Source organism: Mangrovicella endophytica, assembly GCF_002893625.1.
In the GTDB taxonomy this organism is placed as follows: domain Bacteria; phylum Pseudomonadota; class Alphaproteobacteria; order Rhizobiales; family Rhizobiaceae; genus Mangrovicella; species Mangrovicella endophytica.
In genome coordinates, this window is record NZ_PKMZ01000033.1 from 1 (window position 1) to 593 (window position 593).

Genomic DNA, 593 nt, shown 5'->3' on the forward strand with positions numbered 1-593 from the left:
CACCTTGGCGTCGGACAGACGCCCGGCCGCCGGCGAGACGATAGCCGGCTTGGCCTTGACGGTGATCGAGTAGGTCGCCGAGGCGGGCTCCTTCTCACTGTCAACGGCGCTGACCTTGAATTTGCCGCTGCCGGCCTTCGTCGGCGTACCCGAGATGATGCCGGTCGCGGGATCCATGGAAAGGCCGTCGGGCAGGTTGCTGATGCCGACGATGGTGCCGCCGGTGACGGTGATGGTCTGGCTATAGGGTTCGCCGAGCGTCGCCGTCGGCAACTCGCCGGCGGCCGGCGAGAAGATCACCGCAGCAGGCTTGATGTAGAGCGAGTAGCTCACGACGACGGTCTGCCCGCCGGCGTCTTGGACGGTGAGGTCGAAGGCCTTCATGCCACTTTGTGTCGGCGTGCCGGAAAGCGTGCCGGTGGCGAAGTCCATCACGAGGCCATCGGGCAGCGTGCTGGTCGAGACGATGGTGCCGTCGGCGACGCTGAAGCTCTGGCTGTAGGCCTCGCCTACCTTGGCGTCGGACAGACGCCCGGCCGCCGGCGAGACGATAGCCGGCTTGGCCTTGACGGTGATCGAGTAGGTCGCCGAGA

1 protein-coding gene is annotated in these 593 nt (G+C 66.8%); it reads right to left on the bottom strand.

Features of this window, described 5'->3' with window-relative positions; all coding sequences use genetic code 11:
- The coding region (locus C0R46_RS20605; protein WP_198598430.1) for a putative Ig domain-containing protein at positions 1 to 593 on the bottom strand (593 nt) is incomplete at both ends.